Below are 25706 nucleotides of genomic sequence, written 5' to 3' on the forward strand. Positions count from 1 at the left end.
AAAATATAGAGACCTTTATTAACAGTTGCACATTATAAAAACTGGCCTGAAAGGCAAAAAATCGGTAAAAGTGGGCTGAAAATCGGAGTTTAACGAGCTCATTTTAAGCGACTTTTCAGTAAATTAGTGCAATAACTTAATCTATGCGACAGCGTCCATTTTTAAAATTCACTTGTATTCTTTTGTTGTTCTCGTTAATGGGCTGTGTTAACCTTGAAGCGGTTAGTGATTTCTCTGTGACTTCTGCAGAAGCTTTATCAAATTATGAGAATTTAAGTTATGGTTTTAAACAATATTGTGAAGAACGTTGTGAGTTTAATGCCATACAGCAATCGCAAATAAAACGCACTCTTGATTGTGATTGTAGAACCTATGCGCAGGCAGATAGTGTAAGTATAAAAATTTATAATTCTATATTGGGGTATTTTACAAGTCTGGGAGACATCGCCGGTCTTGATGTATCTGGTTATAATCTGGATGCAGTTAATAAACCTTTGCAGGAAGGCACCTTTGGCAAAGTAATAATTCAGCCTGAGCAGGCAGACGCATATTCTTCTATTTCTAATCTGCTTTTTAGAGCTTCTACAGATGTTTATAAACGCAAAAAAATAAAAGAATATATTAAAGAAGCAAATGCGCCACTTCAACTGCTTTTAGATAAATTCAGCTTTATTCTGGGGCAAAATTTGAAAGAAGAATTAGATTTTAAAAAAGAACGTCTTTATGCTTTTTATACCGAATTAAAACTCAATGACGGCCTTTCAGATTTTGAAAAAGTAGAATCAATTACCAGTTATTACGATCAATTACTAGAGATAGACCACCAGCAGGAAAAGCTTGAAATTTATGCTGCGAGCCTTAAAGAAATTGCCATGGCACATCAGGAATTGTATGATAAGCGCAGCGCCTTATCAACTGATGTTCTAAAACAGGAAATGTCTAATTATGGCAGCGCATTGCGAGATATGGGTACCGCATTTAAAAAATTAAAAGAATAATGGCAAAATTAACTTCGAAACAGGCTAACGAACTTTCAGCGCATTTTCTGGGTCTGGCGCAGGCTATTGGTAATTTTCGCTACAATAATTGGGACGCGCTTAGTAAAAAGGAGAATAAGGTTTTGGGAAATTTTCAATGGTCTATTCTAAACTACGGTGAAGATATTCTGGCTCTTTCAACAAACCTCGTTTTAGATGAAGTTGAAACTTCTCTCACGCAAATCGAAAATATTACTACAGATATAAAAAGCACTATTGAAGCTATAAGTGACATACCAAAAGGCATCAATGTTGCTGCTGCCATTGTAACGCTGGGTGCAGCAATTATAAGTACCAATCAACAGGCGATTGTAGATTCTATAAAAGGTATTGCAGATGCCTGGAATACTTAATGACTAGCGCCAACTATCACTTGTAAACTATCTGCATATTGTCCCGGCTGTGGAGTCACGAAAAGCGTATATAACGAGTCTGCATTAAATTCCTTTTGTAAATAAGCTACCTGCAAAGGGCTTCCTTTTAATTTCCATTTTACATCATAACTGCCAGATTTTAAAGAAATAACCTTAGCTGTCTTTCCGTATTTAAGACTGGACAGACTTTGTTTTTTATCCTTTTGAATATTTTTCGCTTCCGCGGAAATGGCTTCAGCCAAAGGTGCAACGTGTAGCCAGCGAAGTTGAGTTTCGCCTTTACCACCCTGAAAACTATCATCAAGAATTTTAAGTTGAGGCAGACCACCATTTTCTGTTGCAGCATCCTCGCCGGAAACAATGTGCTGCAACTTAGTAGATATTGTTTTTTGATTGACTTCTTTGCTATATTCCGGTGCGCCATACGCGTAAATCGTGTAGTATTTATCTTTAGCCAAACCGTATTTTTTATTCAGAAGTTGTTTACCGTCACTGCTTACTTTTATGGTGTATTCACCCGGTTTTACATTATTATATTCGGTAATTTGAGCATAATTTATATTATACTTTTCGCTGTCACCATTTGCGCTTTCTAAAGTCAGGGTTACTGCATCATTGCCAAATAAAAAATCTCCTAATCTTATATGAGCCGGTTTTTCATTGTTTTGGCTACAGCCACAAAAAGTAATTAGAACAAGTATTAGCGCGTTTTTAATCTTCATCTTGCTGGTCTTAATCTTTTCCTGTTTTCTTAAGTAAATAAGGTCTGCCAAACATGATAAGCATCACAATTATGAGCATAGCTCCCAGAGCGACCGGTTTTGAGATCACTAATCTAAAAAACAGCGCCATACCTATCAAAATCGCCATAATTATACCTAAAATCGGTATCCATTTACGTTTTTTTATTTCGCGGTAAGCGATCCAGTTTACAATGCCAAACGTGCACAAAAAGGCAAGACTAGCAGCTTCTACCAGTGAACTTAACGACCCTACAACAGCAAGAATACCCGCAAGACCGCCCAGCACCATAATCGAGCGATCTGGCACATCGTTCTTATTTGTATGATCAAACCATGTTGGTAATTCTTTTTGATCTGCAATGCGTTGCGAAAGATTTGCCGTCGAAAAAAGCGTAGAATTTATTGCAGCAGCTGTCGCGAAACCTGCAGCTACGGTCATGACAATTACCCCTACTTCACCAAAGGCGCTCTTTGCAGCAATAGTAAGTGCTATTTGTTTAAACCGCACAAGTGAAAGAGCACCTCCCAGCATAGTTGCCCCTATCGCAACCAGAATATAAAGAAAGACCACAAAGATCACGGCACTAAGCAAGGTCTTCATAAATGTCTTATCAGGATTTTTGATCTTATCATATTCATAAGTAAGTAACTGAAATCCCTCGTAGGCCATAAAAATCGCTGCCCCGCCAATAAAAGCAGACCACGCAGGACGCGGTTCTATACCTGCGATGAATTGTGTTCTATCCCACTGCGAAATTCCATAAGCGCCAAGAGCGAATAATACAAGCAGGTTAACCGAAACAATTATAATTTCGACTTTAGTCAATTTTCCTACACCGGCGAGATTAAGTGCCACCAGACCTATCACAATTCCTGCTGCCAGAAGTCGCATTAAAAACGGATTGCCGTGAAAAGCAAAAGATAAGTAGTGCCCAAAAGCAAAGGCATAGACTGAAATTGTTAGCACGTAGCCCAGAATAAGCAGCCAGGCCAGATTGCCGGCCATAGATTTGTCTTTTACTTTTTCAAGAAACACAAAAGCACCGCCCTCTTTGTGAAATTTTTGCGTGAGATAAACATAGCTATATGCAGATGGTACGGCAATACAACCAGTGAGTACAAATGCCAGCCACGCCCATTGTGCAGAAACTGCAATTACTACTCCTAAAACTGTGTAAATACCACCACCTACCATTCCTCCTGCTGCTAAAGCCCATACTGATAATGGCCCAAGCTTACTCCCGGAATCTGGCATATAAGAAGTTTTTTAAGTGATTGTAAATGAATTATAGCAGAAGTTAAAAAACATAAAATTCAACTCACATATATAGAACTAAGTTTTAAAAAACTTTAACCTGAAATACACAAATTACCATGGAAAACAAAAAATTTTCACACTACAAAATAAGATGTGTATTGATTTAAAAATTATCATATCTCTAAAAGTTGCTGCAGGAATTCAGAATTCCAAAAATCGGGTCGCAAGTAAATAAAATCGGTTATTTTAAGGCATTTTTCGTGTAACTTTATAAGAATCAGTTTAAAAACAAATTGATGCAAGAAATTACCCGAAAGGAATTTATAATCAAATTTGGACTTATGAGTACTTCCATAATGATGATCAACGGCTGCAATTTTGCTTCACCAGAAGAGAATCAGTTATCAGGAAAAGGTGTAGTTATTCCGGGAATTGAAAACGAAGAAGATATTTTTAAATATATACACCGCACTGCTGGGAAAATGGATTTTACGCTGTATCGAAAAATTATAGGATCTGCAAATGCTTTTAAAGAAGGTGATCTCACACTGGGTATTGCAGCAGCTGATGAAAAATCCCGGAAAAATGCCCAAAATCTCCTTTCCAGAACAAAAATCGCTGATCTTAATAAATATCCTGTTTTTCAGGATGAACTGTATGAGTTGATTGTAAACTCAACTTCAAATAATGAAAATGTTCACTCGTGGACACTTGGTCAACTAAAATCGTATCTGCTGGAAAAACCTGAAGCAGAAATCAAACTGATAATGCCAGCTTTGAGCAGCGATATTATCGCCTGCGTTGTAAAACTTATGAGTAATGACGAGCTCATACAGATAGGTCAAAAGGTTTTTAATCCCCTACCAAACAGTAAAATAGGCAGCAAGGGATATTTAAGCGCTCGCGTTCAGCCTAATTCGCCTACAGATAATATTGACGACATCATCTGGCAGGTTTTTGATGCTTGGTCTTATGCTGTGGGTGATCTGGTTTTAGGTACAAATCCGGTCTCTAGCGAACCACAATCTGTCGCAAAAATTGAGCAGGCGCTTTTTGATATTATTACAACCTTTGGTCTTGAAAAAACCATCCCCAACTGCGTATTGTCACATATAGATATTCAGGCGAAAGCTGAAGAAATACAACCAGGCACAACAGGCATTTGGTTTCAAAGTCTGGCAGGGACGGTAAATGCAAATAAAACCTTTGACGTCTCTATCGAAAAAATGCAGCATTATGCTTTACAGCGAAAAGGACAATATGGCCTTTATGCCGAAACCGGACAAGGCGCAGATCTTACCAATGGTCACGGCGAAGGTTTTGACATGCTAATTCACGAGTCGCGCAAGTATGGTTTTGTGCGCGCTCTTAAAAAACAAATGGAAGAAAATCAATTAGGAAATAAAAAACCGTGGACACATGTTAACGACGTGGCAGGCTTTATAGGCCCTGAGGTTTTTAAAACTAAAGAGCAACTTGTGCGCTGTTGTCTCGAAGATACCGTGATGGGAAAATTACACGACCTCACGATTGGTCTAGACATCTGCTCTACCCTGCATATGGATGTTTCACTCGACGATCTTGACTGGTGTATCGAGCAGATCATGCCCGTAAATCCCGCTTATTTAATGGCGCTGCCTACAAAAAATGATCCCATGCTTAGTTATCTCACGACTTCATTTAGTGATCATGTAAAGATTAGAGAGCAATTTGGTTACAAAGTGAATGACGCCATGTGGGATTTCTTTAAACATATTGAAATAATTGATGCTGAGAATAAACCTACCTCACATTTTGGTGATCCTAAGTGGGTTTATTTAAAATACTGTGAAGCTAAAGGTGATACCCGAGATAAAAATGAAATTTATGCTGAAGCTGAAAAACGAATTCTGGAAATAAAACAACGGGGAGTTTCTATAGCAGAAGGTTACGGTGAAAACATTTGGGATCTTGACCCACAATTAAAAGCCGAAGTAGAAGCGCTCTACGAGGATGCAAAAGTAAGTTTATGGACACCAATGCCTCAGGAGTTCATTAAAACAATACCGGCAGCTATTCCCATTTTGACCAGATCATCAGATCGTAAAGATTATGTGTACCATCCCGAAAGTGGTGAAAACCTCAGCAATGATGCGATAAAATCACTAAAAAGCTTTCGCGAAAGCTGGAACTCAAATATACCAGACGTTCAAATTATAATTTCTGACGGACTCAATGCTAAAGCTCTGATGGATGACGGTCATCTTGAGCCTTATCTGAAAATGCTTAAGGCCTCTTTAAAAACTAAAGGTTATAGCGTAAGCGATCAGCATGTAGTTATCACCCATGGTAGAGTGCGTGCAGGCTATCAATGTGGCGAATTACTTTTTGGTCAAAATCCATCCTTAGGTAATAAAGGCATCATTCACATTATTGGTGAGCGCCCAGGTTCTGGTCATCATAATTTTTCTACTTATTTAACAGCGGCGCCCTATAGTGCCTGGAGTAAAAAAAGGTGGGTAGATCATGATATTTCACGAGTTGTATCAGGAATTTCAGATACGGCATTTAAGCCAGAGCAAGCTGCCGCGCTTACTCTGGCCATTTTTAATGAATTATTTAATAAAGAATTTAATGAGTTAGCCCAAATGAAGAGCGCTTAGATATTCTTTAATTGTGATTAGATATTTTAGTCCAGTTGTGTTCTGGCAAAATAGTAGAGGTATTAAATTGTTTGCACTTTTTAGGTACGGTTAATCTTGACAATAATTTGTCGTTCTTTCTTATTCCACAAGTTCTACATCTGTATGTAGCCATTATAAAATTTAGTTTAGTTAGCCTACTCTAACGTTTTCAGCATCCCAATTATTTCTTAAAAAATCTATCATTACTAATAAATTCTATGTTTAAACAGAATATCTCTATTTAAACAATAGATTCATAGGTCAGTCTTAGTCTAAAAGAAAAATCATTTAGGTCAGAGTTGACCGTATTGAAGAATGAGGGAGGGCAAAACTAATTTAAAAATCAATTTTGAGTAAATCCATTTAGTTAACGTAGCACTTTTCGCTGTAAGCGTTTACCTACAAAACTTTTTTGGGCGTAAAAATTTAGCTATTAAATTAATAGACAATTACATAAGTCTTAATCGAGCTTCAAATTCTAAAATGGGATCAACATTTTCAGAACTCTTAAATATTATCCTCAAAATTTATCATATTATTAAATTATAATTACCAAAAATTAAAATTTGGTGAAAATATTCTGTTAATAGAAAATTGTAGCACTTACTTCTAAATATATTAATATATTCGTGCCGGTATTTTTTGCTTTCCCCTTCGGCATGTTACCAGAACTCAATTAGTTCATTTTCCCCGATGATTAGTGAGTAACAATTCATAAACAATTACAACTAATTTAGAAACCCCAAATTTCTAAGGCATGAAAAAAATCCTACTTACGATTGCGTTCTCATTTCTTGTAGCGGCGTTGACTCTACTATTTATTTTCGGGATCAAACATCAATTATCTAAGTCTACTTTTGAATTACCTTATAAACAAATATCAGGCTTCTGTCTTGTTTTGATTATTGTTGTTTTGCTGTATTTTAAAGAGCGTAGAAAAATTGAAAATTCTTAAATAATTTTCAAACAATATTTTGATTAGATCTATCCAAATTAAATTGATTTAAATTTGGATATGGATCAAATATCTATGCCACAACTTTTTGTCGTCTTTTTTGAAAGCGCTACAGATCCTTCTGCAATTGCCGAAGAATTAAATATGGTCAAACTTTCATTTGGTTTGTTCTTGGTGCAGTCTTCACTTACACAATCAAAGCTGTACCATAAAATAAAATGGGCAGTTGAGCCAGAAAATCTCTTTGTGGGCAAATTAAAAGAGCACCCAAAATTTAAAGGGATGGAAGCCGGAACTCTAAAATGGGTGCGCTCTTTACCTCCAGACTAAACTCTTAAATTATTTTTCTTTTTTAAGAGAATTACAACATACAAACTATAGGAATTAGTTATAGCATTAGGTTGTTTAATACAGCTTGTATTCATAAAATTTGTCAAAAATTTAAATACTATTATGAGTACAGATAAAACAATACGAAAAGTAAGATTTCACGAGACAGGAAAAGCAAGCGTGCTACAAATAGAAGAGGTACCTCAAAAGGAACCTGGCGATAATGAAGTTTTAATAAAAGTAAGTGCTATTGGTTTAAACCGCGCAGAAGTAGCATTTAGAGCAGGACAATATTTAGAAACTCCAGAATTACCTTCTGAACTGGGTTATGAAGCCAGCGGAATTGTTGAAGCAATAGGCAGTAGCGTTGATCATGTTAAAGTAGGAGATAAAGTAAGTACCATACCTTCATTCTCTATGACAAAATATGGTGTGTATGGTGAGAAAGCAATTGTACCTGCACATGCCGTAACCTCTTATCCTGATAATTTGAGCAGTGAAGAGGCGACCTCTATCTGGATGCAATATTTAACTTCTTACGGCGCTCTGGTTGAAATAGGTAATCTTAAAAAAGGTCAAACCGTTCTTCTTACAGCCGCTAGTAGTAGTGTAGGCATAGCATCAATACAAATTGCAAAATCTGTTGGGGCGACTGTTATCGCTACAACAAGAACTAATGATAAAAAACAGGATCTTCTAGACGCAGGAGCAGATCATGTAATTGTGACAAATGATGAGGATCTTGCAGAGCGCACGATGGAGATTACAGATGGTAAAGGTGCAAATCTTCTTTTTGATCCTATTACCGGGCCTATAGTAAACCAACTTACAAAAGCTGCCGCTCAAGGCGGAATGGTCATAGAATACGGAATGTTGTCATCTAAAGAGACTAATTTCCCATTTACAGATGTACTTTCAAAACAACTTACCATAAGAGGTTATGTTTTATTTGAAATCACCACAAATCCTGAGCGCTTGAAAAAAGCACGTGATTTTATCTTTGACAAATTAGCCTCAGGAGAATTAAAACCTTTAATAGACAAAACTTTTGACTTTGAAGATATAGTTGAAGCACATGAGTATATGGAGTCTAATCAACAAAAAGGTAAAATAGTTGTGACCGTCTAAAAAAAGGTCATAATTCAGTTAAAAAATCCGGTATTTTGTATTAAATATCGGGTTTTTTTATGCCATTTTTGCCCGCATTTTTGCTCCCAGAGCACAGAAACAAACGAGGTGTATAAGATCTGTTTAACTTTTTACAAGAAATAAATTACAATTTTCAATGGTATAAGCCATTATGAATGCTATAAAATTGAGGATTAAAATTCAAGATGATAAATAACTCTCTTCAAATCAAAATCTTATAAATACTTAATTAAATTAAATCTATTATCTAAAATTATAAACCCAATAAGCAGTATTTTTAATCTATTAAACAAAGTGCATGCGTATTGCTACTCAGGAAAAGATAAATCTTTTATTGAAAAGCATTGCAATTTCTAGTCTCGTAGTTGCTCTGCTGGTTATCATAGGTTGGTTAATAAAAATACCAGCCTTACTTAATATTATCCCGTCTGCAGCCACAATGAAGTTGAACACGGCTATCTCATTTGCTATGTGTGGCCTTGCTATTTTATGGTCTACGCGCAATAGAGGAATTGAAAAAAAGATATCACCACTTCAGCTAATTTTAGCTTTAGGCGTTATATTAATAGGAGCAGAAACACTTGCCGAATATATTTTTCAAACTCAATTCACGATAGACACCTTAATTCTTAAAGATACTCTGTCTCACTCAATACCTGGTAGAATGTCTCTGGCCACATCAGTCTGTTTTATAGTTATAGGTGGTGCAATATTAGGAGTTGATGCCAAAAAAAAGTTTGTAAGAGAAATTACACAATACAGTCTGCTGGCCGTATCAATAATTGCGCTCATTTCGCTTGATGCGTATCTCCTGCAAATTCCTACCTCAAAGAGATTATTTTTTTTAGATTCAATGGCGATTCATACGTCTCTTCTTTTCTTTTTAATAGCCACAGGACTTTCATTTAAAAATCCTACTTTGGGTTTTACAGGTTTGTTTTTAGGAAAATACGAAGGCAGTAAATCACTACGGTTTTTATTGCCGTTTATTATTCTGGTTCCTTTGGTTTTAAGTTATATCCTGATAGATCTAACTCAAGCAAACTATTTTGAAGAAGATTTTGGTATTGCCATTTACACCGTTCTGCTCATTCTGGTGTGTGCTGTTTACATCTCATTTAACTCGGTACGCTTAAACAATACTCACAAACAGCGCCTTAAGCTGGAAACATCCCTGCGTGAGGCTAATGTGCAACTGGGTTATTTTAAAAAAGCTCTTGACGAAAGTTTTATGCTTTCGTCATCAGATGAGAATGATGTTATATTTGATGTCAACGATAAATTATGCGAAAAATCCCAATATTCAAAAGAGGAGATAATTGGTAAGACTCATAACATTTTCAATTCAGGCTATCATACTGCTGATTTTTTCAAAACCTTATGGGATACCGTTCTTAAAGGCGAAATATGGATAGGTGAGATCAATAATAAGACTCGTAATGGGGATTTAATGTGGCTGCGTACTACTATAGTTCCTTTCGCAAATGAATCTGGTAAAGTATATAAGTTTCTAACTATACGGCAGGATATTACACTTGAGAAGGAAGCAGAAGGTATTTTAAAGGAGTATGTAAACAAACTAGAGCATCAAAATCAGGAATTAGATCAATACAATTATATAACCTCTCACGATCTTCAGGAACCGCTACGTACAATATCAAGTTTTGTAGAATTGCTTGAAACTGAGTACAGCAGCCAATTTGATGACCAGGCACGCCTATATTTTGATTTTATATCACAGGCAAGTTGCCGTATGCGTAATTTAATTAATAGCCTGTTAGAGTATTCAAGAATTGGGGGTAATAGAGAATTAGCCCCGGTAGATTGCAATCTGCTTGTTTCTCAAATAAGTAACGATCTAAATAAAATTATTAAAGAAAACGACGCGACTATTTTATATAAAAATCTCCCTGTCGTAAATGGTTATGAAACTGAACTAAGATTACTAATTCAAAATTTGATACATAACGCGATAAAATTCAGAAAAAAAGAAATCGCTCCTATAATTGAAATATCAGCTCATGAGGAACCTGAAAAATGGGTTTTCTCTGTTAAAGATAACGGTATAGGGATAGCCGATAAATATCTCAAAAAAATCTTTATCATCTTTCAAAGACTACACGACCGTGATACCTTTGAAGGTACTGGCATAGGTCTTGCACATTGCAAAAAGGTAGTGCGACTTCATGGTGGCCAGATATGGGCAGAGTCTCAGCCAGGTGAAGGCAGTACTTTCTTTTTTACCATACCAGCATTGAATTAAATATATTTATGAAGCAAAAATTAAATTGTGTGTTGCTAATCGACGATGATAACGCAACAAATTTTTTAAATAAATGGATTATTGAACGCACCAATAGTGCAAACCAGATTTTTATTAAAAAAAACGGAGCCCTCGCTCTTGACTTCCTCTCTAAATCAGTAGACGGAAAATATCCCAAACCAGATCTCATATTTCTTGATATTAATATGCCCATCATGAACGGCTGGGAGTTTATGGATGAATACAAAAAGCTGCCTGCTGAGCAAAAAGGAAAAATAGTAATTGTAATGCTTACAACCTCCCCTAACCCAGACCATTTAAAAAAGGCTCAATCTATCCCAGAGATTGACGGCTATGAAAGAAAACCTTTAAATATTAAAATGCTTGAACATATTTTAGCAAAATACTTCTAAGATGAGCTAGTCGCTCTTTTTTCAGCTGTTCTTAAAAATTGGTTATCTTGTTATAAAACTTCCTCTTATGCGATCTAACCAGATTCTTTCACTACTTCTATGCAGCGTGTTTATAATTTCTTGTGCAGAAAATAAAAAAACCGCTAAAACACTGGCATTAACTCATGCCACTATCTATGACGGCACAGGAAATAAGTTAGAAGATGCTACAATTTTTATAACAGACGATAGAATATCAGCTGTAGGAAAGGATATAAAAATCCCTGAAAACACTAAAGAAATCGACCTAAATGGCAAGTTTATCGCGCCGGGACTCGTAGATGCACACATACATTTTTTTCAGACAGCATTTTTTGATGCGCGTCCTGATGCTTTGAATTTAAAAGATTCTTTACCGTATGAAAATGTATATAACTATCAAAAAGAACATGCAAACAGATATTACGAAGCCTATTTAAGATCTGGTGTTACCGCTGTTTATGATGTGGGCGATTTCACCTGGACCTATGATATGCCAGCTAAAGCGGAAGCCGATAGTTTATCACCTCATGTTGCAACTGCGGGACCATTATTAACGCCTTTTTCTGAGGAAGCTGTTGCATCATTTAATACTTCAGGAGATACTGTTATGATCTCTCTGCACGATGAAAAAACCGGAAGAGATTATGTGAAAAAAGCGACAAATCGCGGTTCAACCGGAATTAAAATCTGGAGTTTAAATACTTCAGACTCGCTTTTTATGAAAGGTCTTGATGCGGTTGCAGATGAAGTTAAAAAACAAGGTAATCAGTTAATAGTTCACGCCACAACTTTAGAACAAGCCAAAGCAGCTCTAAAAGACGGGGCTAAACTTTTAGTTCACAGTGTTGAAGATACCTTGATAGATCAAGAATTTATTGATTTGGCTAAAGCCAATAATACTTATTATGACCCAACTCTTGTAGTCGCCAGAGGTTATTATAACACGTATATGGCTATTTTAGGCGAAAAATTTGAGCTAAATGATCCTCACCATGTCGTTGATGATAAAACCAGAGAGCAATTGACAAATGCCGAAGGGTTTAAATCGTTTTTTGAAGATACTTTGCAAACCCGAAAGAATATGCAAGCTTATAATGAACGCTTAAACCAGCGCGATACTATCATGTTTGCTAATTTAAAAAGAGTTTATGAAGCAGGAATCCCTATTGTGGTAGGCACAGATGCCGGGAATCCCGGTACCGTACACGGTATTTCTATTTACGACGAGATGGAACAAATGCAGCGCGCAGGTATACCTGCAAAAGATCTCATAGTTATGGCTACTAAAAATGGTGCAACAGCTATGCGTCGTGCAAATGATTTTGGCACACTAGAAGCGGGAAAACTTGCAGATCTAATTGTTCTTGATAACGATCCTGGTGATGATATTACTAATATGCGCAGTATTACTCATTTTATGCGCACCGGTCATTTACAAAGTGTTGAAACAAAGTTTAAGAAATAAAATCTCTTAGAGCTTTAAACTAAAGCAACATCTGTAATTTTCATATGTTTTACCGTCTTATCTAGAATAATTAATATTCAGGATGAAAAACTTACTACTCTTATATATACTCTCTCTTCTAAGCTTAAGTTGCGATAATAAAGCACGTACACGTGAGAACAACGAAATGATACCGGTTGAGAAAAATAACGGTATAGGTAATGGAGCTCCTTCCCTATCTCGCAGCGTAGTATCTACAATCGAAAAAGCCCATAATAAAACCGATTTTTTAAGTCATGAGGCGATTTCTTTTAAAATTGACCTGAAATTTGGCGGCAACGAGCGCATTAATGGTAATCTCACAGTGCTCACAAACACCGGAAAAATAAGAATTGATAAGACAGATGGAAGCAGTCTTATCTTTGATGGTACCTCGGCATATCTAACTCCGGCAAAAGCTAACAAGAAAGGCAACCGCTTTGATATGTTTACCTGGGCCTATTTTTTTGCCATGCCGTTTAAGTTAAGTGACGATGGCGTAAATATTAAAGTATTGCCAGAAACCCGGTTTGATGAAAAGGACCGCCAAACATTAAACATGACTTTTGAAGAAGGAACAGGTGATTCACCTGATGATTGGTACATGCTTTACACAAATGCAGACAATACTTTACACGCGGCAGGCTATGTTGTAACTTTTCAAAGTGATTTGGCTTCTGCCGAAAAAGCTCCGCATGCGATAGTTTATTCAGATTATCAAAATATTGAAGGTGTACCTATCGCAACAAATTGGAAATTTTATAATTACGATAAACAACTTGGTCTGGTAGGTGACCCATTAGGTGAAGCCACTATAAGCGATATTCATTTTGTGCAACCTGAGGCTGATTTCTTTTCAAAACCAAAAGATTACGCCCCTATCAATTAGGCATTGAATTTATAATTCAGAAACTAAAAATTTAATTGTTGTATATACAACAATTGTATGCACAATTTATTATCTTTGTACAGTTAATTAAAATATACGATCATGTCAAGTTATATAAATGGTTTACATCACGTCACCTCATTTGCTTCAGATCCCCAGCGCAATGTTGATTTCTACGCTGGTATTCTGGGTTTGCGCATGATTAAGAAAACTGTGAATTTTGACGCTCCAGATGTTTATCACCTTTATTATGGTAATGAGGTTGGTGACCCGGGTACGATACTTACTTTTTTTCCATTTAATGGTATCGCAAAAGGTAGAAAAGGTAATGGTCAGGTAACTGTAACATCTTTTTCAATTCCGCTTAACGCTCTTGAATATTGGATGCGCAGGCTTGATAAATTCAATATTAAATACCAGACACCTGTACAGCATTTTGATGACGAGACTTCTCTTTATTTTGAAGATTATGATGGGATGGGTATAGAACTTGTCGCTAATGATAAAGACGAGCGACCAGGGTTTTCGTATGGTCAAATTCCCTTAGAATATGCGGTAAAAGGTTTTTACAGTGTAACTCTGGGCGAAAGCAGACCAGATGCCACAATAGAACTTTTAACTGGCCAGATGAACCATGCCATGCTGCAGGAAAAAGGAAACAGACAACGCTATACCTCAACTAACAAGCCCGGCAGTTTTGTAGATATTATTACAGACACAAAAGCCTTACGCGGTTTGGGCGGTGCCGGTACTGTACACCACGTCGCATTTGCCACACCAGACGATGCCACCCAGTTTGAGTTAAGAGAAGAATTATTGAGTAAAGGCCTTGTTAACCCTACTCCTGTTCTGGATCGGCAATATTTTCATTCGGTTTATTTTAGAGAACCGGGCGGAGTTTTATTTGAAGTTGCTACAAATGATATTGGTTTTACGATTGATGAAGCTAAAGAGAATTTAGGCGAATCTTTAAAATTACCATCCTGGGAAGAACCGAATCGTTTAAAAATAGAAAGCGGACTTACCCCTATTAAAATTGACCTACATAAATATATGGACAATGCATAAATATGAAATAATTGAGGCCGGTAAACCACTTGAGAAGGCAGAAAAAGCAATTATCCTCTTGCATGGTCGGGGAGCAAGCGCCCACGATATTATAGAATTAGCAAGTCATTTTATAGATGACAGTTTTTATATCGCTGCACCGCAGGCAACAAACAGCACGTGGTATCCATACAGTTTTTTAGCTCCTGAAAGTCAAAATGAACCCTGGCTAACATCTGCTGTCAATATCGTTAAAAACCTGCTTGAAAACATCAAAAATCACCTCAGCAGCTCAAAAATCTACCTTATGGGTTTTTCACAAGGTGCCTGTCTTACATTAGAAGCTGCCGCGCGTTTTGCGCAACCTTTCGGCGGAATTGCCGCTTTTACTGGGGGATTAATAGGAGAAAATGTTTCTGTCGCCAATTATTCTGGTGATTTTAAAAACACACCCGTATTTATAGGTGTGGGAGATAAAGACATGCATGTTCCGCTAAAGCGGGTTGAAGAATCTAAATTAATTTTAGAAAAACTAAACGCTAATGTTACGCTTAACGTTTACCCGGGAAGACCTCACACCATTCTTCAAGATGAGATCGAAACTGTAAAAAAGCTCATGTTCTAACGATTATGATTTACCAACTTTTTCATCATTGGTATTTCTAATAAAGTGAGAAGCGTAAAAATAACAGCTACTGAGACTACTACAAAAGGCAATTGAGACGACTCAACAAAACTGAATTTATCAAACAAACTCAACTCTATATTTCTGGGTAGATACTTCTCAAGTGCAACTATACTTATCTGGCCTTTAATTACATATAGAACCAAAGCTATAAAAGCAAGCGCAATCGCCGCCCAAACAGGTGTAGTAATTGGTGATTTGTACACAAATACTGAAGTATCTACCGGTTTATGAGTCACTTTTAGCATGACCTCAGCCATAAAATAAGTCTTTGGCGATTCCGTTTTTAGTGTTTTTATATGCTTTTCTGAAAGCTTTTTAAGTAATTCCTTTTCATGTGCGCTCATAACTACTTTTTTTTTCAGCATTAATTAATGGCCCTAACAAGGTAAACAATCTTTTTCTCCCTCTGTAAAGTTTAATTTTCACATTGCTTTCGCTTAAACCCGTTATTTCTGCCAGTTCTTTCACGCTTTGCTCGTCATAATAATAAACTGTAATTAAAAAAGCCTCCTCTTCTGGCAGCATAGTTATTGCTTTTTTAATCTGCTCATCCCTTTCTTCAGCTTCCATCTTATCAAGAGCGTTTTCTACCTCTTGCAGATCTGTGTGCTGTAAATTATCAAGATCGTAATATGCTGGCTGGCGCCGCTTTCGCGAAAGCATATCCAGGCAGGTATTATATGTTATTCTATACAACCAGGTTGAGAATTTGGCATCACCTTTATAAGTATTTAAGGCATGAAATGATTTAACAAAAACGTCTTGAGCAACTTCTTCTGCATCTTCTCTGTTAGTTATCATACGCAGCGCCAAAGTGAAAACTAAAGTTTCATATTTTTTTACCAAAAGACCGTACCTCTCTACTCTGCCCGCGAGAATTTCTTCTATGATCTGCTTATCGTCCTTTTGGTTCATTCAATTATATGACTTCATGCAACAGCAATCGGTTACAGAAAAGTGCTGTTATTTTTCATATAATTCACGAAAAGGAAAAAATCGGTCATTTTATAAAGAAAATCGGCTAAAAGTGTAACCAAATCTCCCTGAATCCTGTCATAACCTCAGAACAAAATTAATAATCACTCAAAAAACAACCGTTATGGGAGGAGAAGTAATCGTATTTGTAAGCTTTTTTTTAGTCACATTTGGTATCTTTTATTTGCATTATACCACGCGTAACAAAGAGCGACTGGCCTTAATAGAAAAAGGCGCAGATGCCACAATATTTGGCAGATATCAAAACAAGGAAGCGCCACCCGTCTGGAAGGTAATTATACTTAACCTCGGGTTGCTAATGATAGGTATTGGGATTGGGATTTTACTAGCGGCATCTCTTGTGAGCCTTTTTAATCTTGATGAGCAAGTTGCTTACCCGGCCACACTCTTTTTAATGGGAGGTATCGCGCTGGTTGTTGGGTTTTTCCTCACAAAAAAGCTAATAAACTAGGCTTTTAAACCGATTTTTAAGTAAAGCATCTGCACTTGTTTAAAGCTGCAGATGCTTTTTTGTTTACTTTTAGCTGGAAATAGCTAAATATGAAATACCCCTGGCATTTATATCTTATGGCGGTTATGTATATCGTTGCCGGTATCATGCACTTTATTAAACCGCGCACGTATATGCGCATTATGCCCCGTTATTTACCCAATCACAAGGTACTGGTGTTTTTAAGTGGTCTTGCCGAAATTACTCTGGGAGTTTGCCTATGCTTTCCTGAAACAAAAGACATGGCGATCTGGGGAATTATTACGATGCTAATAGTTTTTCTCACCGTACATTTTTATATGCTTACGCCAGAAGCCAATATTAAATTGCCTAAATGGTTATTGGTTTTAAGGTTGCCATTACAATTAGGCCTAATGTATTGGTCTTACTCATATTTAGGACAATAAAAAAATCCCGACGAAAGCCGGGATTTAAGGTTTGAAGAATTTCTTCTTTTTCTAAACTATCCTATTGTGATGGTTTTATTAAATGTTTCTTTACCTATTTTAACAGAGATTAGATAATCTCCTGCAGGTACTTTAGAGAAATCTAAAGTTTGTTTTACTACAAGTGCAGAGTCTTTTACAGAACCTATTACGTTACCATTTGTATCATAAACATGAAGTAATGCTTCTTTTTGAGTAGGATTAGTAACAGATACTAAAACTACATTACCTTCTACTTTATAGCCAGGCTTGAAGATTACATTATCATTGTCTTCTACTACAACAAGACCTTTGCTGTCTTTCTCAATAGTAGTAGTTACAACGCGGTAAGAGTTTTCAAGAACTATATAGTAAGTACCTTGTGGTAAAGCTTCCATACTTAGTGACTTTTTAAAAGATGGCTTAGCACCTAATACTTCACTAAAAAGAATCTCACCATTGCGATCTTCTAGTTTTAATTTTGAATCTGCAGTTGTGCTGTCAAAAGCGACAGTAACTATAAAATTATCTTTTACAACTACATCAAAGTTTTCTTTTGCGGTCATGTTCAAGCCTAAGGCAAGAAACAGAGCAAGTACTGATTTTTTAATTAGAGTTTTCATAGTATTTGTTATTTAGGGTTTTTTCTTATTTTACAGTACAAACATACCACCATAATGCACCCTAAAATAGAAGCGGTTGTGCAGATAAATGTTCTATTTTAACTACAATGACTACCTAAAATGGGTGTTTGGTGAAAACAAAACACATTTAAGTTAATCTAGCACATAATTGATTGTTCTAGTGATGGTAAATTAGACGAGTAAAACAGATTCATTCATGTCAAAATCACCTAAACCCGCCTTTGAGAAAATAGAACCCGGCTTTGGCAGTTCTTTTTCCTTTCGCACTTATAATCAGGATAATGAAAATAACAACCATAACTTCTGGCATTATCACCCTGAATTAGAACTTGTATATGTAAATGGCGGTACAGGTAAAAGGCAAATAGGAAGTCATATATCATATTACCGCAACGGTGATCTTATATTAATAGGTTCTAATTTACCCCACTGTGGTTTTACAGATACACTTCGTAATTATGAAAATGAGACTGTAATACAAATGCGTCCAGATTTTTTAGGCGAATCATTTCTAGAAATACCTGAGATGCGCAGCATAAAAGCTCTCTTTGAACGGGCAAAAATGGGCATCGTTTTTCATGGCGATACTAAGCGAAGCATAGGTGCAAAGATAGAAGCGCTTACAAATGCATCTAATTATGAACGATTGCTGGGCTTACTTGAAGTTTTAAAACTACTGGAAGCGGCAGATCAATATACAGTACTAAATGCACAGGGATTTATTCTGGAAACAGAATTACAGGATAATAACCGTATTAATGTGGTATTTAATTTTGTGAAAGAAGAATTTAAACGCCAGATCTCTTTAGAAGAAATAGCTGATCTCGTTAGTATGACTGTTCCTGCATTCTGTAGATACTTTAAAAAAATCACAGGAAAAACTTTTACGCAGTTTGTTAATGAATACAGACTCGTACATGCTGCAAAATTGTTGCATGAAAAGCAAATTAGTATCACAGATGTTTGCTTTGAAAGTGGTTTCAATAACTTTTCACACTTCAACAAGCAGTTTAAAAAGTTCACTGCAAAAACCCCATCAACCTATCGTAACGAATTAAAATTTGTGGTATCTTAATAGATATGCCAGATTTGTTTAATGAAAACCCGGAAGCACCACAGCATTTAGACCTAAAAAATGCTTCCGTTACATATTATCCTGCACTTTTTAGCAAAGAAGAAAGTGATTTTTATTTTAGAGAGTTATATAGAGAAACTCCCTGGCAACAGGATAATATAACAATATTCGGCAAGACTTATCCTCAACCCAGACTTACCGCCCTTTATGCAAGCAATGGTTTGGCGTACTCCTATTCCGGTATAACCATGCATCCTCACAATTTTACACCAGCCATACAACAAATAAAAGAGCGAGTAGAAAAAATTGCTAATATAGAATTCACTACTTGCTTACTTAATCTGTATCGCAATGGGCAGGATAGCAATGGCTGGCATGCTGATGATGAGAAAGAATTAGGTATAAATCCTATAATAGCTTCTGTAAGTCTGGGTACAGAGCGGTTTTTTAAAATGCGCCAAAAGAATAAAGAAGGGGACGTTATAAAGCTTAAACTCGCACATGGGAGCCTTTTACTTATGCAGGCAGAAACACAGCACCACTGGCAGCACGAGCTGCCTAAAACCAGATTAGAAATAGGCCCAAGAATAAATCTTACCTTCAGAATTATTAAGTAGTATAAAAAAACCGGAAGTTCTTTTATGATAAAGCTAGGGGCTACCTAATCACAATTCAACTTCCGGCGTTAACTTAACCATGGTACCTCACCACAAGTACCAGAAAACTTCATAATAGAAATGCTATTATTAGGCTCTCACCAATTATTAATATGAAATCACATTAACGGCTGCAAATGTATGCACGCATAGTAAATTTATAGTTGTAAAAAATCAATTTAAAATTGTAAAAAATTCGTAACTTTCTAAGGATTAGCATTTCCTTAGCATTTTTACTCCTTTTTCTCTACCCACTATTATACAAAAGGAAAGAGCTATTATAATTTCATAAATGAATGCGTAATGGTACAGTTCAACCTAGAGGAAGTTTTCATTATAAAGATTTACACCCTTAAAGAATGGGTGAAAGATTTTGATGACAGAAATTATCTTGAAATTATTTTCATAGAGAAAGGAAAGGGTATGCATCGTATTAATAATGTAGATATAGCATACAAGGCTAAAGATATTTTTCTCATTGCTCCAGATGATAATCATTATTTCAATATAGAATCTGAAACTACTTTCTGTACTTTCTTATTTACCAATTCATTATTCTCAAGCAAAGTAAACTTGCCAGACAGGTCCTACTGGTTAAGACGTATAGATTTTATCCTGCAACATCCCAATTTAAAACCGGGAGACGTAATAAGAAACAATGTAGAACGAGATTTAATCTGGCAAATACACAGCTTGATTCACAAAGAGAATGAGCGTAAAGAGGAGTACTACAGACATATTATATCTAATATGATAAGTACCACATTAAGTATAATAGCACGAAATATAAATGAGGGTTATAAGCAATATGATCTCCCACAAAAAGACAAGCATCAACTTATAGATGATATCCTCGCCTACATACATAAATATGTTTATGAGTCACAACGTATGAAAATTTCTGCTCTTGCCAGTAACTTCAACATGACTAACAGTACTTTAAGCAACTACTTTAAAAAGCAAACAGGCAAGTCTCTGCATCATTACATATTACTACATAAACTAGATATGGTAAAATACCGTCTGGAACATACAGATTTTACTGTGTCTGAGATTGCTTATCAACTAGGGTTTACAGATGAAAGTCACCTAACAAGAATATTTAAAAAATATTTTGAGACCACCCCAAAAGGCTATAAAAACAGCCTGTAAAGGTCAAAAATCTGTCAAAATCAGCCAAAAATCTCGTTTAGTATCGAGGCAAGGCGTATTCCACCTTTTTCAAGCTGCTCTGTTATAATTTCAAAATTATCAGCTTGATATCTGTAGCTTAATTTTTCACCCACTTTCGCAGAAGCATAAACTGTATCTGCAAGTGCACGCCCTTCATTCACCCAGTCCATAACACTACCAGAAGAGATGGCTTTGTATTTATCTTTATCGCGCGCTCCATAATTATCTGCTAGTTCGCTATAAGACATCCCATAACTTTCAATCATCTTTGTATCCCATACCGAATGTAGATTAGTACCATCGTTAAACCAGCGTACCTGTATCTTGTTTCCGCCTTGATCTTCTGCTTTGCCTACGTGTAAAGGTTGATGCAGATCTCCCAGAAGATGAACTAAAAACTTCAGGTAAAAGATCTTGTCTTCTTTAGAACTTTCTTCAGATTTTAAAACCTTCTTACACTCTTCTATCGCCATGTATAGATCACCTGACGGATTTTTACTGTCTACTGCATAGGTTTTTCCCGGAGTAATATTGACATAATGCCACGGACTGTATTTTTTAAATTCTGAATAGCTTTTAATCTCATCTGCATAAGTAGAAACTGTAACGAGTGTCTCCTCGCCCAGCAAATCTTTTAAATGCTTTTTAGTTCTTCTGTTTAAATAATGCTCTGCTATTGCAGCAGTGGTGCGGTGGCCTTTCTGGCCCCAGTCATAAGAATAGGAGTTTGTAGAAATAAATAAAAAAATGAAAATAGGGAGTATATATCGCATTGTAAAATTTTTGTAACAAATCTAAAACATTCACTACCTATAGAGGTAATCCTGTTCTAAAATAATATTCAAATTTTTTTCAGGAAATAAATAAAGATTATCCCGGTTAAACCGGAAAAAACTTTAGCGATATGAAAAACCAGCCATATCGTATTTTTTATTAACTTAGTGATATCAATTTAATATCATTTCAAAATCAAATTAAAATGAGCCAAGAAAGAACTATCGTCCCCGCCAGCGGTTATGTAATGTTATTTGTATTGCTACTAGTATTTTTTAGCAGTATAGCATCTATATTTTACCTCAAATCAATATTACCCGCAATTGTCATTGTCATTACAATCATTTTGCTTTTTGGTCTGGTCATGGTAAATCCTAATGATTCTCGCGTATTACTTCTTTTTGGAAAATATCAGGGCACTATTAAGAAGAATGGCTTGTATTGGGTTAATCCACTTTTTACAAAAAGAAAAATCTCTCTTAGAGCCAGTAATTTTGACAGTGAGCGTTTAAAAGTGAACGATAAATTAGGTAATCCTATAATGATAAGCACGATTTTGGTCTGGCGCGTGATGGATACGCACAAAGCGGCTTTTGATGTTGATAACTACGAGAACTTTGTACGCGTACAAACTGATGCCGCAGTACGCAAATTAGCCAGTATGTATCCTTACGATAATTTTGCAGATGAAGGTCTTGATGAAGATATAACACTAAGATCAAGTGTAAATGAAGTAAGTGAAGCACTTGAGCAAGAACTTGAAGAGCGCCTTGCTATTGCTGGTATTGAGGTACTTGAAGCGCGTATAGGTTATTTGGCCTACGCACAGGAAATTGCAAGCGCGATGCTAAAACGCCAGCAGGCTACTGCCATAGTCGCTGCTCGCCACAAAATTGTAGAAGGTGCAGTTAGCATGGTAGAAATGGCACTGCATGAATTAAGTAAAAAAGAGATAATAGATCTGGATGAAGATCGCCGCGCGGCTATGGTGAGTAACCTTATGGTTATTCTGTGTAGTGATAAAGACGCTTCTCCTGTGGTTAATGCCGGGACTTTAAATCATTAATGGTTATGAAAGAGTATAAAGTAGAAAGTTTTAAGTTAAGCTTAAGTAAGAATGATGAGAAATTAGAGCTGTTTCTCAATAGATTTGCTAAAGATGGCTGGGTGTTTAAATTTATGGACGCCCATTACAAAGTCATTTTCGAAAGAGATAAAAACAGATAATATGAAAGTCTACAAAGAGGTACAGCGTTTTGATCAATGGTGGATTCGTGTTTTGCTACTTGCCGTAATAGCAGTTGCTATAAGTCCGTTGATTTTGCATTATGACACTTTAATAAACTCACGTTTTGAATTAATGTCTGTTATTATTAGTATTCTCATAATTCTCACTGTATTTCTTGCTTTTTGGTTTCTGTTTAAACTGGAGACACAAATTGATGAGAACGGGATCTCATATAGATTTTATCCATTTCAAAGAAGATTTAGGTTTAGTTCCTGGGCAGATATGCAACAGGTAACTATACGCACTTATAATCCTATTCTTGAATATGGCGGGTGGGGTTATCGCATTTCCTTACACAAAAAAAAGGCCTTGAATATTAAGGGTAAAATTGGCATTCAGATTGTATTTAAAAATGGTAAAGAACTCCTGCTGGGAACTCAAAATCCAGACGCAGTAAATGAAATGATTAATAAATACCACATAAAATGAAGTTGAACAGTTGTCTCTTTAATATATTTTTTATCTGCTTTATTGCTTGTGGCTTTGCACAGTCTGAAACTAAAGAACAAGAGATAAAAATAAATCCACTTATAAACGGAACTTTATTAACCACCGCCACAGATACCACAACTTTAGCTATAATAATTCCCGGCTCAGGGCCTACAGACCGCAACGGGAACCAGCGCATGATGCAAAATAACAGTCTAAAATTGCTCGCAGAAGGTCTTACTAAAAATGGTATTTCTACTTTTAGATATGACAAGCGCATTTTTGCATTAGTAGCACAAAATAATTTAAAAGAAGAAGAACTCGATTTCAAAGATTTTGTAAACGATGCTGTTGATGTAGCTAAATACTTCAAAGATAAGGGATACAAAAAGATAATTTTAGTGGGTCACAGTCAGGGCGCTTTAATTGCAATGCTTGCCGCGAAAGAAACCGATGTGGCAAAAGTTGTTTCTCTAAATGGAGCTGCAGAAAGTGTTGATGAACTTATAATTAAGCAACTCGAGCAACAAGCTCCGGCTCTAAAAGAAGATGCAGAAAGAGCCTTTGAAGACCTAAAAACCACCGGTAAAGCCGAAAAATTCAGTCCGGGATTATTTTCACTATTACGCCCATCAGTGCAGCCATTTATGCGTAGCTGGATGCTTTATGATCCTACAGAGATCATTAAGAGTCTTGAGATTCCCGTTCTTATAATTACAGGTTCAAAAGATCTACAGGTGCCGCCAGCTGATGGCGAAATTCTCTCTGCAGCAAAACCCGATGCTAAGTATGTAAATATTGAGAATATGAATCACATTCTTAAAGAAGTGAAAGGTGATGATGATATAGAAAACTCAAAGACATACAGTGAATCATACTTACCTGTAATGCCTGAAGCTATTACCGTAATTTCAGAATTCATTAAAGAATAAGAATGCCAAAAAAGAAAGCTTTTGCGCTACGCATAAACGAAGATATTCTTAAAGCCGTTGAAAAATGGGCAGCAGATGAGTTTAGGAGCACAAATGGCCAGATAGAATGGATCTTGAATGAATCGCTAAAAAAGCAAAAGCGATCAATGATCAAGAATAAAAATAGAGATACCAAAAGCGATTAACCACCACAATCGCAAATTTTAAAATTCATATTTTGCGGGAGATAAAATCTCTTCATGGAAAAACTCCCCGTATTTACAAACGATGCTATTGTCTTTGGACTATTAATGGTGGCTGTTGCTGCTGTTTTCTATACCTCTTCAGTTAAAAAGGGATTCTGGTTTAAATTTTACAAAGTAGTTCCTGCTTTGCTTATGTGTTATTTAATACCGGCAATTTTAAATACGGCCGGTCTAATAAGTGCAGAGACTTCTCAACTCTACTTTGTTGCAAGCCGCTACCTCCTTCCCGCCTCTCTGGTATTAATGACTTTAAGTATAGACCTTAAAGCTATAGTAAATCTGGGCCCAAAGGCTTTAATCATGTTTTTAACAGGAACTGTAGGTATTATAATTGGTGGTCCACTGGCTATTTTACTTATTTCATTCGTTGCTCCAGATGTAGTAGGCGGTGCCGGGCCTGATGCTATCTGGCGCGGACTAGCAACTCTTGCGGGTAGCTGGATAGGCGGTGGCGCAAACCAAGCAGCAATGCTAGAGATATTTAAATTTAATCCTGCAAAATACGGCGGGATGGTATTTGTAGATATAGTTGTTGCAAATTTATGGATGGCAATAATCCTCATGGGAATTGGTAAAACAGACCGTATAGACCGCTGGTTAAAAGCAGATGCCACAGCAATCACAGACTTAAAAGAAAGAGTTTCGGCTTATGCGGCTTCAGTAACACGTAATCCCACTTTGACTGATTTTATGGTTATGCTTGGTCTGGCTTTTGGCGCTGTAGGATTTGCTCATTGGGGTTCAGAAAAAATATCGGCATTTTTAATAAGTAATTTTGCCGTTTTTAGTGATAAAAGTTCCGCTTTTTCATCATTTACGTCTACTTTTTTCTGGATGATCACAATAGCCACTGCCATTGGTATTATCATCTCTTTCACTCCTGCAAAAAAATATGAAGGTGCCGGCGCCAGTAAAATTGGCAGTATTTTCATTTACATTCTCGTGGCGACTATAGGCATGAAGATGGATCTAACCATGATATTCGATAATCCCGGTCTGTTGGCAATTGGCCTTGTCTGGATGGCAATACATGCCGGTCTTCTTATACTAGTAGCAAAATTAATTAAAGCACCGTATTTCTTCCTTGCAGTAGGTAGTCAGGCAAATGTAGGCGGCGCAGCATCTGCACCTGTAGTGGCTGCAGCCTTTCATCCTTCACTCGCTACAGTAGGCGTGCTTCTGGCTGTTCTGGGTTATGTGGTAGGTACCTGGGGTGCTTATGGTTGCGTGCTTTTAATGCAAATTGCTTCGGCGAGTTAGTATATC

General features: G+C 36.4%; 28 protein-coding genes. 22 read left to right on the forward strand and 6 right to left on the reverse strand.

What is annotated here, in order from left to right; genetic code table 11:
• Window positions 1-143: 143 nt before the first annotated feature.
• Complete coding sequence (locus ACH3O9_RS01595) at window positions 144-998, forward strand: hypothetical protein (RefSeq protein WP_416443708.1); 855 nt, start codon at window positions 144-146, stop codon at window positions 996-998.
• A complete protein-coding gene (locus ACH3O9_RS01600; protein ID WP_416443710.1) occupies window positions 998-1390 on the forward strand; it encodes a hypothetical protein in 393 nt (130 codons plus the stop codon). Before ACH3O9_RS01595 ends, ACH3O9_RS01600 begins: the two co-directional genes overlap by 1 nt.
• Here ACH3O9_RS01600 and ACH3O9_RS01605 read toward each other — a convergent pair.
• Together ACH3O9_RS01605 and ACH3O9_RS01610 are read right to left on the reverse strand one after the other, a co-directional pair.
• Window positions 1387-2133 (reverse strand): DUF4397 domain-containing protein, encoded by a 747-nt coding sequence (locus ACH3O9_RS01605; protein WP_416443712.1) that lies wholly within the window; start codon window positions 2131-2133, stop codon window positions 1387-1389. The genes ACH3O9_RS01600 and ACH3O9_RS01605 overlap by 4 nt on opposite strands.
• Before the next feature lie 10 nt (window positions 2134-2143).
• Window positions 2144-3409 carry an APC family permease gene (locus ACH3O9_RS01610; protein ID WP_416443714.1) on the reverse strand — a complete coding sequence of 422 codons (1266 nt, stop codon included), beginning with the start codon at window positions 3407-3409 and terminating at the stop codon, window positions 2144-2146.
• 299 nt (window positions 3410-3708) lie between these two features.
• Between ACH3O9_RS01610 and eutB the strand changes: the two genes are divergently transcribed.
• From eutB to ACH3O9_RS01655, 9 genes are all read left to right on the forward strand, one after another.
• On the forward strand, window positions 3709-6054 hold the full coding sequence (gene eutB / locus ACH3O9_RS01615) for an ethanolamine ammonia-lyase subunit EutB (protein ID WP_416443716.1): 2346 nt from the start codon (window positions 3709-3711) through the stop codon (window positions 6052-6054).
• 1036 nt (window positions 6055-7090) lie between these two features.
• On the forward strand, window positions 7091-7360 hold the full coding sequence (locus ACH3O9_RS01620; RefSeq protein WP_416443718.1) for a hypothetical protein: 270 nt from the start codon (window positions 7091-7093) through the stop codon (window positions 7358-7360).
• A 123-nt stretch (window positions 7361-7483) separates the two neighbouring features.
• The gene (locus ACH3O9_RS01625; RefSeq protein WP_416443720.1) at window positions 7484-8488 is read left to right on the forward strand and encodes a zinc-dependent alcohol dehydrogenase family protein; all 1005 of its coding nucleotides are present in this window, start codon (window positions 7484-7486) and stop codon (window positions 8486-8488) included.
• Between the two features lie 319 nt (window positions 8489-8807).
• Window positions 8808-10772 (forward strand): sensor histidine kinase, encoded by a 1965-nt coding sequence (locus ACH3O9_RS01630; protein WP_416443722.1) that lies wholly within the window; start codon window positions 8808-8810, stop codon window positions 10770-10772.
• Between the two features lie 8 nt (window positions 10773-10780).
• Window positions 10781-11185 carry a response regulator gene (locus ACH3O9_RS01635; protein WP_416443724.1) on the forward strand — a complete coding sequence of 135 codons (405 nt, stop codon included), beginning with the start codon at window positions 10781-10783 and terminating at the stop codon, window positions 11183-11185.
• 67 nt (window positions 11186-11252) lie between these two features.
• A complete protein-coding gene (locus tag ACH3O9_RS01640; RefSeq protein ID WP_416443726.1) occupies window positions 11253-12671 on the forward strand; it encodes an amidohydrolase family protein in 1419 nt (472 codons plus the stop codon).
• An 82-nt stretch (window positions 12672-12753) separates the two neighbouring features.
• Complete coding sequence (locus tag ACH3O9_RS01645; RefSeq protein ID WP_416443728.1) at window positions 12754-13578, forward strand: hypothetical protein; 825 nt, start codon at window positions 12754-12756, stop codon at window positions 13576-13578.
• 102 nt (window positions 13579-13680) lie between these two features.
• Complete coding sequence (locus tag ACH3O9_RS01650) at window positions 13681-14646, forward strand: ring-cleaving dioxygenase (RefSeq protein WP_416443730.1); 966 nt, start codon at window positions 13681-13683, stop codon at window positions 14644-14646.
• Complete coding sequence (locus tag ACH3O9_RS01655; RefSeq protein ID WP_416443732.1) at window positions 14639-15250, forward strand: alpha/beta hydrolase; 612 nt, start codon at window positions 14639-14641, stop codon at window positions 15248-15250. The genes ACH3O9_RS01650 and ACH3O9_RS01655 overlap by 8 nt, the downstream gene beginning before the upstream one ends.
• On the opposite strand, the gene ACH3O9_RS01660 is transcribed toward ACH3O9_RS01655, so the two are convergent.
• Window positions 15247-15657 (reverse strand): hypothetical protein, encoded by a 411-nt coding sequence (locus tag ACH3O9_RS01660; RefSeq protein ID WP_416443734.1) that lies wholly within the window; start codon window positions 15655-15657, stop codon window positions 15247-15249. The two genes, ACH3O9_RS01655 and ACH3O9_RS01660, sit on opposite strands and share 4 nt — an antisense overlap.
• A complete protein-coding gene (locus ACH3O9_RS01665) occupies window positions 15644-16228 on the reverse strand; it encodes an RNA polymerase sigma factor (protein ID WP_416443736.1) in 585 nt (194 codons plus the stop codon). The genes ACH3O9_RS01660 and ACH3O9_RS01665 overlap by 14 nt, the downstream gene beginning before the upstream one ends.
• Before the next feature lie 184 nt (window positions 16229-16412).
• Here ACH3O9_RS01665 and ACH3O9_RS01670 point away from each other — a divergent pair, with 184 nt between their 5' ends.
• Entirely contained in the window at window positions 16413-16760 is a 348-nt protein-coding gene (locus tag ACH3O9_RS01670) for a DUF6249 domain-containing protein (RefSeq protein WP_416443738.1), read from the forward strand.
• An 89-nt stretch (window positions 16761-16849) separates the two neighbouring features.
• Window positions 16850-17206 carry a MauE/DoxX family redox-associated membrane protein gene (locus tag ACH3O9_RS01675; protein WP_416443740.1) on the forward strand — a complete coding sequence of 119 codons (357 nt, stop codon included), beginning with the start codon at window positions 16850-16852 and terminating at the stop codon, window positions 17204-17206.
• A 56-nt stretch (window positions 17207-17262) separates the two neighbouring features.
• Here ACH3O9_RS01675 and ACH3O9_RS01680 read toward each other — a convergent pair whose 3' ends face one another.
• Window positions 17263-17847, reverse strand: a complete 585-nt coding sequence (locus tag ACH3O9_RS01680; protein ID WP_416443742.1) for a T9SS type A sorting domain-containing protein — start codon at window positions 17845-17847, stop codon at window positions 17263-17265.
• Between the two features lie 217 nt (window positions 17848-18064).
• Between ACH3O9_RS01680 and ACH3O9_RS01685 the strand changes: the two genes are divergently transcribed.
• From ACH3O9_RS01685 to ACH3O9_RS01695, 3 genes are all read left to right on the forward strand, one after another.
• Complete coding sequence (locus ACH3O9_RS01685; RefSeq protein ID WP_416443744.1) at window positions 18065-18943, forward strand: AraC family transcriptional regulator; 879 nt, start codon at window positions 18065-18067, stop codon at window positions 18941-18943.
• 5 nt (window positions 18944-18948) lie between these two features.
• Window positions 18949-19560 carry an alpha-ketoglutarate-dependent dioxygenase AlkB family protein gene (locus ACH3O9_RS01690; protein ID WP_416443746.1) on the forward strand — a complete coding sequence of 204 codons (612 nt, stop codon included), beginning with the start codon at window positions 18949-18951 and terminating at the stop codon, window positions 19558-19560.
• Between the two features lie 342 nt (window positions 19561-19902).
• Window positions 19903-20751 carry a helix-turn-helix domain-containing protein gene (locus ACH3O9_RS01695; protein WP_416443748.1) on the forward strand — a complete coding sequence of 283 codons (849 nt, stop codon included), beginning with the start codon at window positions 19903-19905 and terminating at the stop codon, window positions 20749-20751.
• Between the two features lie 20 nt (window positions 20752-20771).
• Here ACH3O9_RS01695 and ACH3O9_RS01700 read toward each other — a convergent pair whose 3' ends face one another.
• Entirely contained in the window at window positions 20772-21545 is a 774-nt protein-coding gene (locus tag ACH3O9_RS01700) for a S1/P1 nuclease (protein WP_416443750.1), read from the reverse strand.
• 206 nt (window positions 21546-21751) lie between these two features.
• On the opposite strand from ACH3O9_RS01700, the gene ACH3O9_RS01705 reads away from it, so the two are divergent.
• The 6 genes from ACH3O9_RS01705 to ACH3O9_RS01730 are packed head-to-tail and all read left to right on the forward strand — an operon-like array spanning window position 21752 to window position 25700.
• The gene (locus ACH3O9_RS01705) at window positions 21752-22612 is read left to right on the forward strand and encodes an SPFH domain-containing protein (RefSeq protein ID WP_416443752.1); all 861 of its coding nucleotides are present in this window, start codon (window positions 21752-21754) and stop codon (window positions 22610-22612) included.
• A gap of 5 nt (window positions 22613-22617) precedes the next feature.
• Window positions 22618-22773, forward strand: coding sequence for a hypothetical protein (locus ACH3O9_RS01710; RefSeq protein WP_416443754.1), 156 nt, complete (start codon window positions 22618-22620; stop codon window positions 22771-22773).
• 1 nt (window position 22774) lies between these two features.
• Window positions 22775-23263 (forward strand): hypothetical protein, encoded by a 489-nt coding sequence (locus ACH3O9_RS01715; RefSeq protein ID WP_416443756.1) that lies wholly within the window; start codon window positions 22775-22777, stop codon window positions 23261-23263.
• A complete protein-coding gene (locus ACH3O9_RS01720) occupies window positions 23260-24195 on the forward strand; it encodes an alpha/beta hydrolase (RefSeq protein ID WP_416443758.1) in 936 nt (311 codons plus the stop codon). The genes ACH3O9_RS01715 and ACH3O9_RS01720 overlap by 4 nt, the downstream gene beginning before the upstream one ends.
• A gap of 2 nt (window positions 24196-24197) precedes the next feature.
• Window positions 24198-24380: an Arc family DNA-binding protein gene (locus ACH3O9_RS01725; RefSeq protein WP_416443760.1), complete on the forward strand. Its 183-nt coding sequence runs from the start codon at window positions 24198-24200 to the stop codon at window positions 24378-24380.
• Window positions 24381-24434: 54 nt separating this feature from the next.
• On the forward strand, window positions 24435-25700 hold the full coding sequence (locus ACH3O9_RS01730; RefSeq protein ID WP_416443762.1) for a DUF819 domain-containing protein: 1266 nt from the start codon (window positions 24435-24437) through the stop codon (window positions 25698-25700).
• The last annotated feature ends 6 nt before the right edge of the window (window positions 25701-25706 follow it).

This window comes from Leeuwenhoekiella sp. A16 (assembly GCF_047946675.1).
Lineage (GTDB): Bacteria > Bacteroidota > Bacteroidia > Flavobacteriales > Flavobacteriaceae > Leeuwenhoekiella.

Bases quoted from the DNA above. Each gene is read 5' to 3' on its own strand.
- ACH3O9_RS01595 (WP_416443708.1), top strand. From the start codon at position 144: ATGCGACAGCGTCCATTTTTAAAATTCACTTGTATTCTTTTGTTGTTC.
- ACH3O9_RS01600 (WP_416443710.1), top strand. From the start codon at position 998: ATGGCAAAATTAACTTCGAAACAGGCTAACGAACTTTCAGCGCATTTT.
- ACH3O9_RS01605 (WP_416443712.1), bottom strand. From the start codon at position 2,133: ATGAAGATTAAAAACGCGCTAATACTTGTTCTAATTACTTTTTGTGGC.
- ACH3O9_RS01610 (WP_416443714.1), bottom strand. From the start codon at position 3,409: ATGCCAGATTCCGGGAGTAAGCTTGGGCCATTATCAGTATGGGCTTTA.
- eutB (WP_416443716.1), top strand. From the start codon at position 3,709: ATGCAAGAAATTACCCGAAAGGAATTTATAATCAAATTTGGACTTATG.
- ACH3O9_RS01620 (WP_416443718.1), top strand. From the start codon at position 7,091: ATGGATCAAATATCTATGCCACAACTTTTTGTCGTCTTTTTTGAAAGC.
- ACH3O9_RS01625 (WP_416443720.1), top strand. From the start codon at position 7,484: ATGAGTACAGATAAAACAATACGAAAAGTAAGATTTCACGAGACAGGA.
- ACH3O9_RS01630 (WP_416443722.1), top strand. From the start codon at position 8,808: ATGCGTATTGCTACTCAGGAAAAGATAAATCTTTTATTGAAAAGCATT.
- ACH3O9_RS01635 (WP_416443724.1), top strand. From the start codon at position 10,781: ATGAAGCAAAAATTAAATTGTGTGTTGCTAATCGACGATGATAACGCA.
- ACH3O9_RS01640 (WP_416443726.1), top strand. From the start codon at position 11,253: ATGCGATCTAACCAGATTCTTTCACTACTTCTATGCAGCGTGTTTATA.
- ACH3O9_RS01645 (WP_416443728.1), top strand. From the start codon at position 12,754: ATGAAAAACTTACTACTCTTATATATACTCTCTCTTCTAAGCTTAAGT.
- ACH3O9_RS01650 (WP_416443730.1), top strand. From the start codon at position 13,681: ATGTCAAGTTATATAAATGGTTTACATCACGTCACCTCATTTGCTTCA.
- ACH3O9_RS01655 (WP_416443732.1), top strand. From the start codon at position 14,639: ATGCATAAATATGAAATAATTGAGGCCGGTAAACCACTTGAGAAGGCA.
- ACH3O9_RS01660 (WP_416443734.1), bottom strand. From the start codon at position 15,657: ATGAGCGCACATGAAAAGGAATTACTTAAAAAGCTTTCAGAAAAGCAT.
- ACH3O9_RS01665 (WP_416443736.1), bottom strand. From the start codon at position 16,228: ATGAACCAAAAGGACGATAAGCAGATCATAGAAGAAATTCTCGCGGGC.
- ACH3O9_RS01670 (WP_416443738.1), top strand. From the start codon at position 16,413: ATGGGAGGAGAAGTAATCGTATTTGTAAGCTTTTTTTTAGTCACATTT.
- ACH3O9_RS01675 (WP_416443740.1), top strand. From the start codon at position 16,850: ATGAAATACCCCTGGCATTTATATCTTATGGCGGTTATGTATATCGTT.
- ACH3O9_RS01680 (WP_416443742.1), bottom strand. From the start codon at position 17,847: ATGAAAACTCTAATTAAAAAATCAGTACTTGCTCTGTTTCTTGCCTTA.
- ACH3O9_RS01685 (WP_416443744.1), top strand. From the start codon at position 18,065: ATGTCAAAATCACCTAAACCCGCCTTTGAGAAAATAGAACCCGGCTTT.
- ACH3O9_RS01690 (WP_416443746.1), top strand. From the start codon at position 18,949: ATGCCAGATTTGTTTAATGAAAACCCGGAAGCACCACAGCATTTAGAC.
- ACH3O9_RS01695 (WP_416443748.1), top strand. From the start codon at position 19,903: ATGGTACAGTTCAACCTAGAGGAAGTTTTCATTATAAAGATTTACACC.
- ACH3O9_RS01700 (WP_416443750.1), bottom strand. From the start codon at position 21,545: ATGCGATATATACTCCCTATTTTCATTTTTTTATTTATTTCTACAAAC.
- ACH3O9_RS01705 (WP_416443752.1), top strand. From the start codon at position 21,752: ATGAGCCAAGAAAGAACTATCGTCCCCGCCAGCGGTTATGTAATGTTA.
- ACH3O9_RS01710 (WP_416443754.1), top strand. From the start codon at position 22,618: ATGAAAGAGTATAAAGTAGAAAGTTTTAAGTTAAGCTTAAGTAAGAAT.
- ACH3O9_RS01715 (WP_416443756.1), top strand. From the start codon at position 22,775: ATGAAAGTCTACAAAGAGGTACAGCGTTTTGATCAATGGTGGATTCGT.
- ACH3O9_RS01720 (WP_416443758.1), top strand. From the start codon at position 23,260: ATGAAGTTGAACAGTTGTCTCTTTAATATATTTTTTATCTGCTTTATT.
- ACH3O9_RS01725 (WP_416443760.1), top strand. From the start codon at position 24,198: ATGCCAAAAAAGAAAGCTTTTGCGCTACGCATAAACGAAGATATTCTT.
- ACH3O9_RS01730 (WP_416443762.1), top strand. From the start codon at position 24,435: ATGGAAAAACTCCCCGTATTTACAAACGATGCTATTGTCTTTGGACTA.